The organism is Cobetia sp. MM1IDA2H-1 (genome assembly GCF_002916775.2).
GTDB classification, from domain to species: Bacteria; Pseudomonadota; Gammaproteobacteria; order Pseudomonadales; family Halomonadaceae; genus Cobetia; species Cobetia marina.
The window spans coordinates 1131902-1148083 of the sequence record NZ_CM133225.1 but is presented as its reverse complement, the minus strand read 5'-3'; the positions used below and the strand labels follow the sequence as shown (position 1 = coordinate 1148083).

The following is a 16182-nucleotide window of genomic DNA, read 5'->3' as shown; positions in this document are numbered from 1 at the left end:
CTTGCGTGGCGGTGTCGCCGGATGCCGCAGAGCAAACGGTCGTTTGACCCAGTCTCCCAGCATGCTAGCCCCACCGCCACCACGCTACTCGCCTAATGTCTCACCTTGCGCGGCAGGCCTGGCATCCGCCGTCGAAGCCACCTCTTCGTTCGCGTGGGAAGCCGCCTGCAGAGCGGCCTGAATCGCCTTTGGCGACAGTCTGCCCGCCTCGAGGCCACCGCCCGCCTCTGCCGAGCCAGCGGACACGCCAGGATGAGGGCCGGTATGGGTCTCGATGACCTTGCCCAGACCGATCAAGCGCTCGCGCAGCGCACCGTTGACCTGGATCTCCACCGCCGCGAGACGCCGTACCAGAGCCGCCGGCCAGCGCGTACCCTCCAGGGTCAGACGCGCCCAGGGCTTGCTGCCGGAAGCGATGGACAGCGTCAGCTGCAGGTGATCATCCCGCGATGGCGGCTGGCGATACTGCCGCGCGGCGTGGGACCAGTTCAGGGTCAGCGTGACCGCCGGCTGCCAGTCCGCCTGCGCGACACGCAGGCGCAGATCGTTCTGGTTCAGGGGCGAGAGCGCCGCCATGAGGGCCTCGGCCGCCGCGCTGTCGGGGGCAAGCCCCCGCGTGTGCGGGGTATGGGATGCCTGCGGATGAGGCGCCAGACGCACCTCCACACGACTCAGCGCGGGCGGCCCCTGCATCTCGTGCAGCAATGCGGACAGATCCAGCACCTCGCTTGCCGCCAGGCCGCCGCGCCAGTCCGGCAAGCCGATGTCGCGAGACAGTTCCAGCACCGGCGAATCCGGCAGCGAAAGCCAGCGCACGTAACGCCCCGGCAAGGCATCAGCACCACTGCGGGCAGCCGACGGCGTGCCGCCCAGTTGCAGACTCACCTCACCATCACTGCCGGTGACATTCACTACCGGAGACTGCCCCGCCAGCCCCAGCGCCTGAAGCGCCTGGTCAGTCGCGGGCTTGCGCGTGCGCAGGCGTGCCTCGTTCAGCTGGTGCAGCAGCCCGGTCACCTTGTCCTGACGCGCCGGCCAGTTGCCCAGTGATGCCAGCTGCCAATCCCCCTTCGGGTCTCGCGTCAGACTCAGCCAGTCCTGCGCCTCATCGGGATGGCGACGAATGCCGATTCTCTGCGCCGTCGCGGCGACATGCGACAACGCCGGCAGCGGTGTCAGGATGGCGCTTGAGGCCTCGCCCTCCTGAAGCGGAGCGCCTGGCCCGGCATCCGGAAACGAGCCCGACTCACGCGGGCCGAGCGTCAGAGCCCCGATCGCCAGCAACGAGGCCAGTGCTGTCAGCGCCCATCCGGCGCGATTGAAGCGACTCATGCGTCATCTCCCCTGCGGCGCTCGCCGCGATGATCCTCAGCGGCTCGGTCAGACGTGCTGGATGAGGCCGGCCTGTCGGATGCCGACGCCGTCTCGGCGCTGGTGGACGCGGACAGTCCCCCGCCACCGAGGCGATGACGACCGGGCTGACGATGGCCGGACAGTCGCCCGGCAGGGCGATAGCCCGCTCGACGGCTCGCGTGATAGCGCCGCCAGCAGATCAGCTCACCCAACAGGCCCAGCAACACCGGCAGCGCCAGCAAGGTCCAGAGACGAAGCCTGCGACGCAGGTCATCACGCTCGGCATTCGCCGCGCGCTGCTGGCGCGCGAGTGCGCTCTCGAACGCCTGTTGCATGTCATCCAGTGCCGTTCGCTGGTGTGCCGCCTCCGCCTTGTCGGCCACCGGGGCAGCCCCCAGTGCACTCAGGCGCGACTGCCAGTCATTGCGCAGACGGGTTTCCTCGGCCGCCTGGCGATCCGCCAGCTGATGCAGTCGCGTCAGCTCGCGCACCTGATGGGCACCGGCACGCAGCGCCACCAGCTCCGGACTGCCCGCCAGCACATCCACCGCGTTTTCCAGCCAACGGGCATTGGCATTCAGCTCGCGCTCACTGCCGTCCGCCGCACTGCGCCGCCACAGGCGATCACTGGCCATGTCGACATCGCTGACCACCAGCAGCTGGCCCTCACGCCCGTCTTCATGCCCGTCGTCACGCGCTCCCTGACCCACTGGCGCCGGCCAGTGGGTCAGCACCGCCAGCCCCCCCTCCTCGACGCCCTGGCCGGACAGGCCGGACAACGGCCGCGGGTCCATGCGGTTGGCGTACACCTTGTCGGCCGGCAGCAGGCGCGTGGTGTCAGCTCCTCGGATCAGCCACTGCCGCGAGGTCGCTGACGGTGTCTCCGCCATCTCCTCACGCGGGGCCAGCCAACCGGCGCTGGACATCACCAGCTGATCGACATTCTGGTTCAGCAAGGCATCCGACAGACGGTCCGGGCCGATGCCAAGCAGCGTCGGACTCAGGGCGCGCGTGCCGTCCAGCAGACCGATCGGCAAGGCAAGTCGGGTGTCCGCCACCACCTCGCCCGAACGTGACTCAAGTCCTGCATGGGCCAGCAAGGCGCTCAGAGCCTCGGAGGCCGGGGCTGGCTGATCGAGCATCTCGGGGAGCGGGTCCAGCATCATCAGCACTCGCCCACCACGATCCAGATAGTCACGGATCGCCGTCAGCGTCTCAGTCGGCAACAGGCGCGGGGCGATCACCAGCAGCGCATCCTGATCGGCGATCGGGCGCGCCGGGTCATCCCCGCCGGACAGCCAGTCGATGCGCAGGCGGGCATTGAGACGTTCCATCAGCCCCCAGCTGCCCAGTGCCCGGCCCTGCTCCATGCTCGGCTGACCCATCACCGGCAGGCTGGAGATCACGCCCAGACGGGGTGGCTGGGTGCGCGAGACTTCCTGGATCTGACGCGCGACCTGCGCTTCCAGTCCGCCGAGATCGGAGGCCTTGAGCATCGGGATCGCACGGCGCTCGGAATAGGGACCATCGATGATCAGACCGAACAGCATTCTTTCACCGCCAGGCAGCGAGAGCGCCGTGAGCCCCTGGGCCTCGAGATCCGTGAAATCGGCACTGTCCGGCTGCGGGTCCACCCGCTTCAGGCGCACCTGAGGCTCACGCGCGAAGGCGCCCAGACGCGTCTCGATTCGTGTCGCCAGCTCCCGCAGCTGCGGGAGGTCCGCGGCAAAGCGCTCGCTGTAGGCGAAGGTCAGCGTCACGGGCGATGTCAGCCGCGACAGCAGCTCCCGGCTGGCAGGGCTCAGGCTGTGCTGGCGGGTATCGGTGAGGTCATGCGCCGTGATCAGCGGATTGGACGCGTTCGGGGATACCATGGCGGGCAGACGCTGGGCGGCCAGCAGCACGGCCGTGACACTTGATGCCACGGCCAGGGCGACCAGCCACTGGGGCGCCTGCCGACGCGTGTTGCGCTCCTGCTTGAGGCCACGCACCTGCAGCACCAGACCGGCCAGGGTCAACGACAGGAAGTAGCCGACATCCAGCAGCGCGGGGCGCCCTTCGCTGAAGGGCGTGAGATGGGCCGGCAGACTGATCAGGTCCAGCAGCTGCACCCAGTGTGGCGCCAGATGACGCGCCAGCTGTGCGGTCACTGCCGGCGTGCCCGGCAGCATCAACGCCAGCCCCAGCACCAGCGCCCCCAGCCAGGCCGAGAGCGCCGAGGGCGCACGGACCGCCAGCGCCTGACCGAGACTTGCCAGTGCCATCACCAACAGCGCCATGCCAAGATACCCGCTGAGCACAAGGCCGAGATCGGGATCGCCCAGCCAGTGGATCAGCACCAGCAATGGTGCCGTCATCGCCAGGCCCAGCCAGCCCAGCATACAGGCGCTTGCCAGGCGGGCGCCCGCCAGCCGCCATGGACCAAGCCCGAGCCCTGACAGCCATTCAAGCAGGCCATTGGCGCGCTCTTCCGGCCAGCCACGCAGGGCCAGCAACGGTGTCCATAGCACCAGCAGCCATGGCAATACCTGCCACAGCGCTCCCAGGTCCGCACGATCACGTGCCAGAAGATCACCGACCTCGAAGGCCCCCAGCGGGGCCAGCACCGCCATCACCACCAGCAGAGACCAGCTGGCCCCCTGGGTCATTGCCTGATGCAGGTCACGCTGCACCAGCGCCATCATCGCCCTCATGACGACACCTCCTGATCCGCATCCAGGGGGCGCTTCACGCGCGGCAATGGCGCGGGCTGCTCGGCCATGCGCGCCACCAGCTGACGGAATGCCACCTCGATGTCCCCCCGCTCATGCACACACTCGTCGAGCCGTATCTGCATGTAGCTGCACCACCGCGCCAGCGCGGAGCGCGGGTCCTGCCCGGGCCTGCCCACCAGTCGATAGGCCGGGTCCGCCATCAGGCGTCGCCCTGAGCGGGACACTCGCTCGGCGCCCTCGGGCGACACGGCGGTGATGGCCGCGACACCGGGCAGCCGCGAGACGCTGGCCAGTTCCAGCTCGCTGAGTTCACGGCTCAGGATCACCCGCCACACAGGCAGGGGCGACGTGCTGCCATGAGCAGCACCGAGTCGCTCACGATAGGCACTGGGCACCGCCTCGCTGACGGACAGGGCCGCCAGCGCCGCCGGCGTGTCATCGAAGCCCAGCTGGCCGTTGGCCATGACCAGCACGCGATCACAGATCCGCGGCACCTCTTCCAGCAGATGAGTGGAGACGATGATCAGACGCTCGCGCCCCAGCTCACGTATGAAGGCGCGCACGCTGTCCTTCTGCAGCGGGTCCAACCCATCGGTGGGCTCATCCAGCAGCAGGATGTCCGGGTCATGGGTCAGCGCCATCGCCAGTGCCACGCGCCGGCGATAGCCTTTGGATAACACGGCGCACAATTGATTGGCGAACGGCGTGATGTCGAGGCGATCCATCAAGGCAGGCAGGCGCTCCTTGCGAGTCCTGCGCGACAGACCATGCAGACCCGCGACGCACTCGAGCGTCTCGCGCACGGTAAGCTGCGGCCACAGTGGTGCCCCTTCCGGCAGATAGCCGATCCGTCGCTTCAGGCGATTGAGCTGACGCTGACCGGCTCGCCCATCGAAGGCCTCTCCCTCGAGCGTCAGTTCGCCATCGGTTGCCGCCAGGGTGCCTGCCAGCATACGCAGACTGGTGGTCTTGCCGGCGCCATTGGGCCCCAGCAGACCGATCACTTCGCCGCGAAAGGCCTTGAAGGAAAGTCCGGACACGGCCTGGTGAAGGCCGAATTGACGCCCCAGCCCCCGGCTTGCCAGCAGTGGCACAGGCGCAGGCTGATGGGGCAAGGGCACGGAAGACGATGCGGCAGAGGTCGCGTATGGGTCCTGCAAGTTACCCGCTCCTTGTGATGATGTGGGGCCTGCGCCCGAAAGATTGCAGCACAGGGTAAGCGGACAGCCTGCGCTCGCCAAGCCGGGCGCGCGCCTTCCAGTCTGCTGCGCTGCAAAATCCTGATATGCTGGCGCTATTCTGCCGCAAGGCGAGGCGCCGGACATCCGTGAGGCGCCGGGACCACGCGCTCACCCTTCCAGGAGTTCCCATGCCCGATCCGCACGTCAACTCGCCCTCTTCCGGCTCCCGTTCGAACGCCTCACCGACACCCGAGGACCTGGAGTCTTCCACGGACGAGCGCTCGACCAGGCGCCCGCAGCGTGACACACGCCTGCGCAATCGCCTGTTCTGGGCACTGCTGGCGGCAGCATTGATCACCGGCTTCTGGCTGATCTGAGGGCGGACTGACATGAGCGAGAGACTGACATGAGCGAGAGACTGGAATGAACGACATGCTGGCGCTGTTCGTCGCGACACTCAACATCACCGTGCCGGTCTTCGCGATGGTATTTCTGGGACTGGGTCTCAAGCGTCTCGGCTGGATCGATGACACCTTCATCGGCACCGCCTCTTCCCTGGTCTTCAAGGGCACCATGCCCGCACTGGTGTTTCTGTCCATCGTGCGAGCGGACCTCGATCACGCCCTGCGCCCCGGCATGCTGCTCTACTTCGCCTGCGCCACGCTTGGGACCTTCCTGCTGCTGTGGGGCTGGGCCATCTGGCGCATTCCGCTGAAGGAGCGCGGCGAGATCGTCCAGGGGGCGTTTCGTGGCAACTGTGCCATCGTCGGGCTGGCACTGGCAGCCAACCTCTATGGCGATCTCGGCCTGTCGATGGGCGGCATCCTGATGGGCGTCGTCATCCTGTCCTACAACATGCTGTCAGTGGTGGTGCTATCGAGTTATCTGGGCGATGGCCGCACCAGCTGGAGTGCCATCGCGCGCGGCATCATCACCAACCCGCTGATTCTCGGTGTCCTGGCGGCGCTGCCCTTCGCGGCGTTCAGCTGGCAGCTGCCCCAGTGGCTGGAAACCTCCGGCGACTACTTCGCGCGCATGACGTTGCCGCTGGCGCTGATCTGCATCGGCGGCACCCTCTCGATGCGCTCACTGCGTGAAGGCCGCCAGCTGGCGCTGAGTGCCAGCCTGATGAAGATGATCAGCGTGCCACTGGTGGCCACGGCCTTCGCCGTGCTGCTGGGCTTTCGCGGCACGGAACTCGGTGTGCTGTTCCTGTTCTTCGCCTCACCGACGGCGGCGGCAAGCTTCGTGATGGTGCGGGCCATGGGCGGCAATGATCGCCTCGCCGCCAACATCATCGCCATCAGTACCCTGATGGCCGCGCTCACCATCACCCTGGGCATCTTCCTCCTCAAGCTGAGCGGATTGGTCTAGCACCTTTCGGATGACGCAACGCAAGCGCCCCCGACAGCGAATGGCTGACGGGGGCGCTTGCGTCTGAAGCTCATGTCCCGGTCCCGGTCCCGGTCCCGGGCACGCGCCTGCGCGTGTTCAGTCAAGCTCCGCCGGGCTGACGAAGTGGTGCAGGTCCGCCAGACCTGCCGCCCAGATATCGGCATCCAGCCACGCCAGACTCGCGGTGGCAAAGGCCAGCTGAGTGCTGCCGGGGCCATCCACCAGCGCACTGGCCAGGCTCGACACCAGCGGGTTGTGGCTGATGATCAGCCAGTCACGCGGCTCACGCGCCTCGCTGCAGGGCGGGACGTGGGTCTGCAGCCAATCAAGCACCGGCGTGAGCGGGTCATCCGGGGTGATGATTTCCAGAGTCGTCTGTTGCTCACCGGCAAGCTTGAGCGCCGAGGAGACTTCCTGCGCCGTCTGCTGGGCACGGGTGAAGGGGCTGACGACGAGGGTCAGACGGGCACGGCGTTCCGCGGGCAACTGATGCGCCAGCCATTGCCCCATGCGGCGGGCTTCTTCACGCCCTCGGGCGCTCAATTCCCTGCTGGCGTCCGGCGAGCCGGAGCTTGCCTCCCCGTGACGCATGATCAATACACTCATGGCTTTCTCCTGAAGAGTGACTACCGCGCGGGACGAAGATCCGCCCTCGGCGGTCGATGACAGTGCTCGCACGGCCGGAGCGCCGAGCGAGGAACGGGATGGCACCACTCAGCCGATGCCACCCCATGGAATTGAGAGTCTTCAGGAGCCATCAGGTTCCAATTGACGCGCCTGCTTGACGGACTCGCGCGACAGCACGAACTCCACATCCGTGGATTGCTCACCGCCCATCAGGGCGCGGGCCATGTGGTGAGGATCGACATCCTCGAAGAGCACCTTGGCCATGCCATTCACCAGCGGCATGTAGATCTCCAGACGCTCTGACTCATCCTGCACCAGTCGCACCGTATTGACACCTTCCGCGACCTGCCCCAGCACCTCCACGGCCTGATCCAGAGTACGCCCCTCCCCGAGGGCGTAGCCGACCCGGTAGTTGCGCGACAATGGCGACGAGCAGGTGACGATGAGATCCCCCACGCCGGCCAGGCCGAGGAAGGTCATCGGATTGGCACCCTTGGCCACGGCGAAACGGCTCATCTCGGCCAGCGCCCGCGTCATCAGCATGGCGCGGGTGTTCTCCCCCATGCCCAGGGCCGCCGCCATGCCCGCGGCGATGGCGTAGATATTCTTCAGCGCCCCGCCCAGCTCCACCCCGTAGCGATCATTGCTGGCATAGACCCGGAAGTAATCACAGCCGAAGGCCGTCTGCACGCGTGCGCGGGTGAAGGGGTCATCCGAGGCGATCACCGTCGCGGTCAGCTGACGCTGAGCGATCTCACTGGCCAGATTGGGGCCGGAGAGCACGCCGATGTGGGAGAAGCCGGTTTCCTCTTCCAGCACCTCGCTCATCAGGGTGAAGCCTTCGCTCTCGATCCCCTTGGTGGTCGCGACCAGAATCTGCTCCTCGCGCAGATGCGGGCGCGCTTGACGCACCACACTGCGAAACGCCTTGGAGGGAATCGCCACGCACACCAGTTCCGCCTCCTTGAGGGCCTCTGCCATGTCGGTGGTGGCCCGCACGGCCGAGTTGATGACGAAATCCGGCAGATAGCCCGAATTGCGGTGCTCGGTGTTGACCTCTTCGGCCTGGCTTGCATCACGCATCCACTGGGTGACATTGGCACCATTGTCGGCGGCGATCGAGGCGATCGCGGTGCCGAAGCTGCCGCCGCCCAGCACACAGACATTCAAGCCGGCTGCCTGCGGTGCACTTTCCGAAAGCTCGCGATCACGGATGGCGCGACGAGGAGCGGGTGAAGAGGCAGACATGAAGACTCCTGGTAGTGGCGTAAGAAGGAGAAAGAAACGCGGATTCGGCAACTGTCGCGCATTGTACCTCTAGTCAGTGCCTGTCGTCGGCACCTGTCGGGCTGCCCACGCAAGCCAAAGCCTGCGTGGGCGATGACATCCTGACAGTGGTGGCGATGACGTCATATTCAACTCTCCTTGATGAGGGATGGCGAACACGAAAACGCCGACAACTCTCAAGGCAGGAGCCCCGGAAGTTGCCGGCGTCGTCACGAAGGCCGATGGCCATCGCGTCTTGCATCAGGCAGCGATCACCGCCCGGCAGTCAGTTCAGAGAGTCTTGAGCGCCGTGATCATGTCGCCCACCACCTTCTGACCATCGCCATAGACCATGCGCGTGTGGTCCAGATAGAACAGGTGATTCTCGACACCCGAGAAGCCTGCTCCCTGGCCACGCTTGATCACCAGCACGTTGCGTGACTGATCGGCATTGAGGATCGGCATGCCGTACAGCGGGCTCGAGGGATCGTTCTTGGCGACCGGATTGACCACGTCATTGGCGCCGATGACCAGCGTCACGTCGGTGTTCTCGAAGTCGTTGTTGATCTCGTCCAGGTCCGCGATCATGTCGTAGGGCACCCCGGCTTCCGCCAGCAGCACGTTCATGTGGCCCGGCATGCGACCGGCGACCGGGTGGATCGCGAAGCGCACTTCCACCCCACGCTCGCCCAGCAGCTCGACCATCTCCCAGACCTTGTGCTGCGCCTGGGCCACCGCCAGACCATAGCCCGGCACGATGATGACGCGCTCGGCGAAGGCCAGCTGCACGGCAGCGTCCATCGGATCAGAAGCCTTCATGCTGCCTTCGATCTCGCCCTGCTCCGCGCCGCTTGCGCCACCGAACTGCTTGAACAGCACGTTGCGGATCGGTCGGTTCATCGCCTTGGCCATCAGCTGGGTCAGCAGCGTACCCGCCGCCCCGACCACGGTACCGGCGATGATCATCGCGGCATTGCCCAGCACGAAACCTTCCATTGCCACCGCAAGGCCCGTCAGCGCATTGAACAGCGAGATGATCACCGGCATGTCCGCGCCACCGATGGGCAGTGCCAGCATGGCGCCGAACAGCAGTGCCAGCACGAAGAACACGATCACCAGCGAGCTTGACGGCTCCACCGCCGCGATCACCACCCCGAGATAGATCGCCAGGCCCAGCACGATCATGTTGATCAGCTGCTGATTCTGGAAATGGACAGCCTTCTTGATGCGCCCGTCCAGCTTGGCCCAGGCGATGATGGAACCGGAGAAGGCCACCGCACCGATCAAGGCACCGAGCACGCCCAGCCACAGGGCCAGCGAGCCGTGCTGCTCGATCAGCCCCGGGTTGTCGCTCATGCGCATCAGCTCGACCGCGGCGATCGCCGCCGCCGCGCCGCCGCCCATGCCGTTGTAGATGGCGATCATCTGCGGCATGTCGGTCATCGCGACCTTCTTGCCCGAGTACCAGGCAATGCCGCCACCGATCACGATGGCCAGCAGCATCAGCCCGTAGCGCCCGTCAATCTGCGGGTGCAGGAAGGTGAGCAGCGTGGCCACGACCATCGCGATCCCGGCCCAGTGGATGCCGCTGCGCGCCGTGGTGGGGTGCGACATGCGCTTGAGGCCCAGAATGAAGACCACCGCCGCGGCGAAATATCCTGTTTCGACCAGCCAGTTCATCAGCGAGCCTCCTTGTCGTTGATGGCGTTGGCCGCGTCAGCGCCCTTGCTGCGATCACTGGCCTTGAACATTTCCAGCATGCGCTCGGTGACGACGTAGCCGCCCACCGCATTCCCCGCACCCAGCAGCACGGCGATGAAGCCGATGAACTGCTGCATGCCGGTCTCGGCCTGGCCGAGGGCGATCATCGCCCCGACCAGCACGATGCCATGGATGAAGTTGGAACCGGACATCAGCGGCGTATGCAGGATCACCGGTACCCGGGAGATGACCTCGTAGCCGACGAAGGCCGCCAGCATCAGGATGTATATGGCTGAGAGTCCTTCGATCATGCGGCGTCCTCCGCGCGAGCGCGTACGTCATCGTGGGTGATGCGACCCGCTTCGGTCAGGCGCATCGGGCCGAGTACCGCATCCTCGAAGTCCAGCGACAGTTCGCCATCCTTCATGAAGGGTGTCAGCAGGTTGAAGAGATTCTTGGCGTACATCTCGCTGGCATTGACCGACAGGCTGGAGGCCATGTCCAGCGGGCCGAGCACCGTGACGCCGCCATGTTCGACCCGGGCACCGGGCTGGGTCAGCTCACAGTTGCCGCCCCCTTCCGCCGCCAGATCCACCAGCACGGCGCCGGGCTTCATGCCCTCGACCATCTCGCGGCTGATGATGCGCGGCGACGGACGCCCCGGAATCGCCGCGGTGGAGATCACCACATGGGCATCGCCCATGTGACGCGCCAGTGCCTCGGCCTGCTGGGCGCGCTCCTCATCGGTCAGCTCACGGGCGTAACCGCCCTCACCGGAGGCATCAACACCGGTATCGATCATCTTGGCCCCCAGCGACTCGACCTGCTCACGGGCGGCTGCGCGAATGTCATAGGCCCAGACCTGCGCGCCGAGACGCTTGGCGGTGGCGATGGCCTGCAGCCCCGCGACACCGGCCCCGACCACCACGACACGTGCCGGACGCACGGTGCCGGCAGCGGTGGTCAGCATCGGGAAGAATACCGAGGACTCGTTGGCCGCCAGCAGTGCGGCATGATAGCCGGCCACGGCGGCCTGGGAGGACAGGGCATCCATGCTCTGGGCACGCGAGATGCGCGGCACGAACTCCATGCACAGGCTGGTCAACCCGCGCTGGGCAAGCGTCTGGATCAATTGCGGATTCTGATACGGCGTCATCAGGGCCACGATGACCGCGCCCTCACGGAAGTCGTTGATCTGGGACTCGCTGGGCGTACGCACGCAGAGGATGAGGTCCGCCGCGGCACGTGCCGCCGGGATGTCCTGCTCGGCGACGATGGCGACTCCGGCCTGCTCGGCATAGGCGGCATCATCGAAGTGCGCATGGCGCCCGGCGCCGCTCTCCACGTGCACGATGGCGTCGCCGGAGTCAGCGATGGCGCTGTCCAGATGACGCGCCAGCTTGCCGGCCGTCACCGGGTCCAGCGCGACACGACATTCTCCGCGCGCCAGGGTGGGGTCTGCGCTGCCCTGCTGTCCGTCTGCGGCCTGCGAGACAGTATCGGGCGCACGCATTTCACGCACGACAAGAATATTCAGCATCGCGCACCTCGTTTCACATCCATGTTCATGCCAGAGGCTGCCAGCCTTGAAAGGTTCATGGCGTCGTTCCTGTTGAGCGCTGATTCGCGTCATCCCTGCCTGCCCGATGCGCTTTCAGCGACATTATTGTCTGTCACAGGTGAGGCGTGCCGGAATCGCAAGCCGCGGGTCACGCACGGCCAAGAGGCCTGACATCCCCTGTGACACGATGAGTGTCCAGTATCAGTCTTTTCTCGTCGGTGTATCAGGGTCAAGCGCTGCATTGCAAAAAAGGCAATAAAATCAATCATAAAGCTAACGTTATGCGCGACATAACAGTGAGCTTATGCCTGAACGACACTCCACATCTCGCCAAGCGACTGATTTCCAATGAGTTTGTGAATCAGGCCCTTCCAAGAATAGCTCAGCTTTGTGTTATGCATCGCATAATCTCGAGCTTATGGCTGTTGCCGCCATTGCCACGGGAAACGGGATGCCACCGAAGCAGCCTCCCCTCGTGATGGTGCCGACGTGAGTACCAGTGCATGATCCCGGCATTGCGCCCAGCGGATGCTCGGCCAGCGCTTGCACTGTCAGAAAGCGGTCCAGCCCTCTCGCCAGGCGCGGCTCAGGAAGAGCAGCTCATGCAGATCGGCGCGGCATTCGCCGCCGGCGGGCGTGTCCAGTCATCGACGAGTTCCGCCTCGACACCCTGCGCCTGACCGAGTACCTGCGCCGCCTCGAGACTGCCCTCTTCAGGACGATGGAACGGGGCACCCAGGCGCTCACGGAACGCTTCGAGCGTCGTGTCATCGCCCTGCTCGACCCGCGCGATCACTTCCAGCAACAGATGCGTGCGCGGCACGTAGAGCGGGTTCATACCCAGCATGGCGAGGCGCCGCTGGCGCTCATCATCGGCGGAGAGCCCGATGGCCATGACACGTGTCTGATAGCGTGCAAGCCAGGCCGAGGCTTCATCGCGCGCCTCTGCCGAGTTGCCGTGCGGCCCACGCTCGCCCGCCAGGCGCACGACCAGCGCTTCCGGCGCGGCCTGCGTGACATCCCAATGGCTGAGCAGACGATAGGCGTGGGTGTGATCCACCTTGCCGGCCGCCAGCAGCTCACGCCATTGCTGCACCAGTGTCATGTCCTCATCCCGGGAATCCGGCAGCCCGAGACGCGCGCGCATCAGGCGAGCATATTCGCGCTGCAACTCGCCTTCATAGGCGCCCAGCGCGGCGGAGAGCGCTTCCACATCGATCAGCGGCGACAGCGCAATCCCGAGGCGCTCCAGGTTCCAGAGCCCGATGCCCGGCTGCTGGGCAAACCCATAGCGCCCGGCCTGGTCGGTATGGTTGGGGATCAGATTCTCTTCGTAGCCATCGAGGAAGGCATAGGGGCCATAATCGAAGGTCAGCCCCAACAGCGACATGTTGTCGGTGTTCATCACGGCATGCACGAAGCCATACGCCTGCCAGGCCGCGATCAGTTTCGCGGTGCGAGTGATCACTGTCTCGAACATCAAAAGCGCGGCGGCGATGCGCGTCTCATCCGCCAGCGGCGCGCTGGGCGCTTCACCTGCGCGCGATGCCCCTTTCTCCGTGTCGGGCAGACACTCCGGGAAGTGCTCCCGCAGGGCGTGGTCGATCAACGTCTTGAGGTCGGCGTGACGGCCGGAGTGCGCCAGCCACTCGAAATGTCCGAAGCGCAGATGACTCTCGCAGACCCGCAGCACGGTGGCACCGGGCTCGAGCGTCTCGCGCTGGACCTGCTCGGCATTCACCGCCAATGCCAGCGCGCGACTGGTCGGGATGCCCAGCGCCGCCATGTACTCACTGGCCAGATACTCGCGCACGCTGGAGCGCACCACCGCCTGCCCATCACCGAAGCGGGAATATGGCGTACGCCCGGCTCCCTTGAGATGCAGGTCGAAGACGCTGCCGTTCTCGGTCTGAAGCTCACCGAGCAGCATGCCGCGCCCATCGCCCAGCTGCGGGTTGTAATGACCGAACTGGTGCCCGGTGTACTTCTGGGCCAGCGCGTCCATGCCCGGCAGCAGGCGCTCCCCTGCCATCAGCAGGCGAAGTGACTCGCGATCCTCCCGGCTTGACGCCATTTCCGCCACCAGCGAGTCCAGGCCCAGCAGGCGGGCGCAGTCAGGACTCACATCGGCCAGGCGAGTGCCTTGACGTGGCTGCGGCGCAACACGACTGAAGAAGTGCTCCGGCAGACGGGCGTAGCGGTTGTTGAAGCTCAATGACATCAGATCAGGCACGTTATCTCCGACAGCCGGGCTGTCTTCGCTGGGTTCATTCATCGGAAAGCGGGTCGCGCGGACGCGGTGGCGTGACGGCACCATCCGGGGATTCACGGGAGCTACGCTCCTCGTCACTGCCAATCCCAGGGGCTGTCGCGGGAGGCGCTTCAGGGGTCAACAGGCTACGCAGCCCCCCTGGCGGACGCCCCGGCGGCAACTGGCTGGCCATGTCATACAGCTTGCGCGCCGTGCTGTCCCTGTGCGCCTGACGCTCCAGCGCCTGGAGGCCGTCGTCGTGACGAGGCCGGGTCTGCACGTCGGGGGCCAGCTCGGCACCGGTCTGTCGGTGCTCGGCGGCGGCCCGAGTCGGTCGCACTGGTTCGTCGACGGCCTGATGAGTCCGCTTGAGCATCAGACGCTTGCGGGGCGTCAGGGCGAGTTCGGCCAGCCGCGCGCGCCCCCACCAGGGGTGAGGGGCACGGCTGCCATGGGCAGCCCCCGCCGCCTGCCCCCCCGCGGCCGGACGCCACATCGCCAGCATCTCGGCGGGCAACTCCTGGATCAGAGGGAAGCGCTCACTCTCGGCCTGCGCCTGCCACCAGTGGCTCAGCCGTTCGTTGAGCACCAGCAGCTGTCGTGCCCGCGTGGCAGCGGTGTAGGTCAGATTGGTGACCAGCACCTGATTGGCAAGCTGCTGTCGTTCACCGGGCAACATCAGGTCATCCGCCAGCACGACGCAATCGAACTCCAGGCCCTTGGCGCGGAAGACGGTCCCGAGCATGACGCAAGGCAGCGTGACGGTCTGGTCGGCCAGGATGGCGGCCTGCAGATCACCATCCTGCCTGCGCAGCTCACCGATCCATTGGTCCAGCGGCGCCTGCGCGTACCAGGAGGCCAGCTCGTGCAGGCTGCGCGCCTGATGATCATCGAGGCGCGCGAGAGCCCCCAGCACCTGTGCCGGGGTCTGGCCAAGCCGCGTCAGTGCTGGCGGCAACTGACGCCACCATTGCTGCTGCTCGTGCCTGTCGCCCTGCTCCGCCAGCTGGTGGCAGCGCCACAGGCGCCAGTGGTCCAGCAGACCCGCCAGTGGATAGCCTTCGATGCCGTCCAGCCATGCCACCGCGATGCCACGCTGATGCAGTGCCAGCGCTTCACCCAGCGCCGCGATGGGCCCGGCACTGATCACGGCATGTCGCGCGCCGGCGGTCAGCAAGGCCTCACGCACACCCGGTGCCGCCAGACGCGTGGCAGGCCCGAGACCGCTCATGGCCTGCTCACGCGAGGTCGGGGAACAGGCCGCCAGACGCGTTCCCAGCGCGGCCAGTGACGGCCCGAATCGCCAGGCCCCCGGCAGGGAATAGACGGTGGCATCGCCAAGCAGCGGCGAATCCAGCGAGCTCAGTCCCTCGGCCTGGCGTGCCAGACTCTGGTGTGGGTCGCCGATCAGCAGCAGATCACAGCGCTGGCGTCTCAGCATGGCCAGCAGCGCCGGCGTGGCGTCCTGGGCCTCATCCAGCATGACCAGATCGGCATCGAGCGACTGACCATGCTGGGACCACAGCTTGAGCAAGGCATTGAAGGACAGCGCCTGCTGATGGTCCGCCGGGTCCAGCAGGCACTCCCACACCAGTCGCATGCTCTCGACCAGCTGGCGCAGCTCATTGGCGCTCAAGCGGTCGGCGCAGCCCTCCGGCAGATGCTCCGGCATGGGCACGGCATCACTCAGCGTGAAGAAGGTATTGAGTCCCTGGGCGATCAGGCTGCGCGACTGACTGGACAGGCTGCCCAGCCAGTTGAGGCTCTGGGGCGACAGTCGGCGCGTGATGTCCGGCTGCCGCTTGAGCTTGTCGCCGTACTCTTCCTGCAGCGCCTGACGCGCCAGCTGGTGCAACGACAGGGACTGGACATTGGCCGGCAGCTGGCTGGCCGTACGTCCCGCGACCGCCGGGTTGAGTGAGGTATAGATGAGGATCTCATCGGCATAGGTCCGCGCCAGCTCCACCATCAGGACGGTCTTGCCGCTGCCGGCACAGGCTCGCACCACCACGCAATCGCTGTTCTCGGCACTGGTGGCCGGCGTGCGATCGCGCAGTCGCGAGGGAAAGGGGTGGGCGAGAATCCGCCGTTGATCATTGCTCAGATGCATCGGGGCATGATCCCTTCTGTCAG

12 protein-coding genes are annotated in these 16182 nt (G+C 66.2%); 2 read left to right on the top strand and 10 right to left on the bottom strand.

The genetic code is table 11. The features are described 5' to 3' along the window. Positions 1-84: 84 nt before the first annotated feature. Genes BOH68_RS04930 through BOH68_RS04920 form a run of 3 tightly spaced genes read right to left on the bottom strand, consistent with a single transcriptional unit; the run spans position 85 to position 5227 of the window. On the bottom strand, positions 85-1332 hold the full coding sequence (locus BOH68_RS04930; RefSeq protein WP_077372354.1) for a DUF4340 domain-containing protein: 1248 nt from the start codon (positions 1330-1332) through the stop codon (positions 85-87). After that, positions 1329-4046 carry a GldG family protein gene (locus BOH68_RS04925; RefSeq protein ID WP_077372351.1) on the bottom strand — a complete coding sequence of 906 codons (2718 nt, stop codon included), beginning with the start codon at positions 4044-4046 and terminating at the stop codon, positions 1329-1331. Before BOH68_RS04925 ends, BOH68_RS04930 begins: the two co-directional genes overlap by 4 nt. Next, on the bottom strand, positions 4043-5227 hold the full coding sequence (locus BOH68_RS04920; protein WP_170877346.1) for an ABC transporter ATP-binding protein: 1185 nt from the start codon (positions 5225-5227) through the stop codon (positions 4043-4045). The genes BOH68_RS04925 and BOH68_RS04920 overlap by 4 nt, the downstream gene beginning before the upstream one ends. Before the next feature lie 209 nt (positions 5228-5436). Between BOH68_RS04920 and BOH68_RS04915 the strand changes: the two genes are divergently transcribed. Both BOH68_RS04915 and BOH68_RS04910 read left to right on the top strand, forming a co-directional pair. After that, positions 5437-5625, top strand: coding sequence for a hypothetical protein (locus BOH68_RS04915; RefSeq protein WP_077372345.1), 189 nt, complete (start codon positions 5437-5439; stop codon positions 5623-5625). A gap of 46 nt (positions 5626-5671) precedes the next feature. Beyond that, a complete protein-coding gene (locus tag BOH68_RS04910; protein ID WP_077372342.1) occupies positions 5672-6622 on the top strand; it encodes an AEC family transporter in 951 nt (316 codons plus the stop codon). Between the two features lie 117 nt (positions 6623-6739). Here BOH68_RS04910 and sixA read toward each other — a convergent pair whose 3' ends face one another. From sixA to BOH68_RS04875, 7 genes are all read right to left on the bottom strand, one after another. Next, positions 6740-7249 carry a phosphohistidine phosphatase SixA gene (sixA, locus tag BOH68_RS04905; protein WP_077372339.1) on the bottom strand — a complete coding sequence of 170 codons (510 nt, stop codon included), beginning with the start codon at positions 7247-7249 and terminating at the stop codon, positions 6740-6742. 141 nt (positions 7250-7390) lie between these two features. Beyond that, a complete protein-coding gene (locus tag BOH68_RS04900; protein WP_077372336.1) occupies positions 7391-8518 on the bottom strand; it encodes an NAD(P)H-dependent glycerol-3-phosphate dehydrogenase in 1128 nt (375 codons plus the stop codon). A gap of 309 nt (positions 8519-8827) precedes the next feature. Next, a complete protein-coding gene (locus BOH68_RS04895) occupies positions 8828-10216 on the bottom strand; it encodes an NAD(P)(+) transhydrogenase (Re/Si-specific) subunit beta (protein ID WP_077372333.1) in 1389 nt (462 codons plus the stop codon). Then, positions 10216-10548 carry an NAD(P) transhydrogenase subunit alpha gene (locus BOH68_RS04890; RefSeq protein ID WP_077372330.1) on the bottom strand — a complete coding sequence of 111 codons (333 nt, stop codon included), beginning with the start codon at positions 10546-10548 and terminating at the stop codon, positions 10216-10218. Before BOH68_RS04890 ends, BOH68_RS04895 begins: the two co-directional genes overlap by 1 nt. Further along, on the bottom strand, positions 10545-11777 hold the full coding sequence (locus BOH68_RS04885) for an NAD(P) transhydrogenase subunit alpha (RefSeq protein ID WP_205632706.1): 1233 nt from the start codon (positions 11775-11777) through the stop codon (positions 10545-10547). The genes BOH68_RS04890 and BOH68_RS04885 overlap by 4 nt, the downstream gene beginning before the upstream one ends. A 607-nt stretch (positions 11778-12384) precedes the next feature. Further along, positions 12385-14031: a protein adenylyltransferase SelO gene (locus BOH68_RS04880; protein WP_170877345.1), complete on the bottom strand. Its 1647-nt coding sequence runs from the start codon at positions 14029-14031 to the stop codon at positions 12385-12387. Positions 14032-14065: 34 nt separating this feature from the next. Continuing rightward, positions 14066-16159: an AAA family ATPase gene (locus BOH68_RS04875; RefSeq protein WP_077372324.1), complete on the bottom strand. Its 2094-nt coding sequence runs from the start codon at positions 16157-16159 to the stop codon at positions 14066-14068. Positions 16160-16182 lie beyond the last annotated feature (23 nt).

What these genes read in the sequence shown, in the direction of transcription:
- BOH68_RS04925 (WP_077372351.1), bottom strand. Translation starts at nt 4,046, where the DNA reads ATGAGGGCGATGATGGCGCTGGTGCAGCGTGACCTGCATCAGGCAATG.
- BOH68_RS04915 (WP_077372345.1), top strand. Translation starts at nt 5,437, where the DNA reads ATGCCCGATCCGCACGTCAACTCGCCCTCTTCCGGCTCCCGTTCGAAC.
- BOH68_RS04930 (WP_077372354.1), bottom strand. Translation starts at nt 1,332, where the DNA reads ATGAGTCGCTTCAATCGCGCCGGATGGGCGCTGACAGCACTGGCCTCG.
- BOH68_RS04910 (WP_077372342.1), top strand. Translation starts at nt 5,672, where the DNA reads ATGAACGACATGCTGGCGCTGTTCGTCGCGACACTCAACATCACCGTG.
- BOH68_RS04885 (WP_205632706.1), bottom strand. Translation starts at nt 11,777, where the DNA reads ATGCTGAATATTCTTGTCGTGCGTGAAATGCGTGCGCCCGATACTGTC.
- BOH68_RS04890 (WP_077372330.1), bottom strand. Translation starts at nt 10,548, where the DNA reads ATGATCGAAGGACTCTCAGCCATATACATCCTGATGCTGGCGGCCTTC.
- sixA (WP_077372339.1), bottom strand. Translation starts at nt 7,249, where the DNA reads ATGAGTGTATTGATCATGCGTCACGGGGAGGCAAGCTCCGGCTCGCCG.
- BOH68_RS04875 (WP_077372324.1), bottom strand. Translation starts at nt 16,159, where the DNA reads ATGCATCTGAGCAATGATCAACGGCGGATTCTCGCCCACCCCTTTCCC.
- BOH68_RS04900 (WP_077372336.1), bottom strand. Translation starts at nt 8,518, where the DNA reads ATGTCTGCCTCTTCACCCGCTCCTCGTCGCGCCATCCGTGATCGCGAG.
- BOH68_RS04895 (WP_077372333.1), bottom strand. Translation starts at nt 10,216, where the DNA reads ATGAACTGGCTGGTCGAAACAGGATATTTCGCCGCGGCGGTGGTCTTC.